Annotated in this window: 1 protein-coding gene; it reads right to left on the reverse strand. The window is 69.4% G+C overall.

Annotation, left to right across the window (positions count from 1 at the left end; genetic code table 11):
- The coding region (locus AC04L7_RS19120) for a glycoside hydrolase family 3 protein (protein WP_475513764.1) at window positions 1–1190 on the reverse strand (1190 nt) is incomplete at both ends.

Raw genomic sequence — 1190 nt, forward strand, 5'->3', positions numbered from 1 at the left:
GCGTTCGGGAAATCCTTGCGCGTGGTGCCCGTGCCCTGCCAGTTGAGCGTCCAGCCGCCGGCCTGCTTGCCGACATCGTTCGCGCCATCGCCGGCCACGAGGATGCGCTGCTTCGGCGCCAACGGCAGTACGCCGCCGGCATTCTTCAGCAGCACCAGCGATTCGCGCACCGCCTGGCGTGCCACGGCGCGGTGCTCGGGGGCGCCGAGCAGGGCGAACTGGCCACCGACGGCCCGCGTCGACGGTTTGCCCGCCTCGAACAGGCCCAGGCGGACCTTCACCCGCAGGATGCGCCGCACCGCATCATCCAGCCGCTCCTGGCTGATCGTGCCGGCCTTCACCGCCGCCAGCGTGGTCTCGTAGAAGCCCTTCCAGCTGTCGGAGGCCATCGCCATGTCCAGGCCGGCGTTGATCGTGGCCGGGCAGTCGGTGTTCGTGCAGCCCTTCACCTGGCCGTGGCCGTTCCAGTCGCCGACCACGAAGCCGCCGAASTGCATGCGGCCCTTCAGTGCGTCGGTCAGGTACGGCTTGTTGCCGTGCATCTTCTCGCCGTTGACGCTGTTGAACGAGGCCATCACCGTCTGCGCGCCGGCCGCGATCGCCGGCGGATAGCCGGCGCCATGGATGCGCACCAGGTCGGCTTCGCTGATCTTCGTATCGCCCTGGTCCTTGCCGTTGGTGGTGCCGCCGTCGCCGAGGAAGTGCTTCACCGAGGCGATCACGTGGCGGCCGTCGAGGAAGCCGGGCGTGCCGACCTTGCCCTGCAGGCCCTCGACCATCGCACCGGCGTAACTGGCCACGATCTCGGGCGATTCCGAATAGCCTTCGTACGAACGGCCCCAGCGGTCGTCCTGCGGCACCGCCACGGTCGGCGCGAACGCCCACTCCATGCCCGTGGCGCGCGTCTCCAGCGCGGTGACCTCGCCAATCCGGCGCAGCAGATCCGGATTGCGCGTCGCGCCCAGACCGATGTTGTGCGGGAACAGCGTGGCGCCGACGATGTTGCTCTGCCCGTGCACGGCATCGATGCCGAAGATGATCGGGATCGCCTTGCCGCCCTGCGAGGTATCCATCGACGCCTCGTAGAAGGCATCGGCCAGCGCGAGCCACTCGGTCGGCGAGGCGTCGTAGCGCCCGCCGGGGTCTGAATTGCCGCCGGCCAGGATCGAGCCGAGCCGGTACTTGCGCAC

Source organism: Pseudoxanthomonas sp. LjRoot204_2, assembly GCF_056175765.1.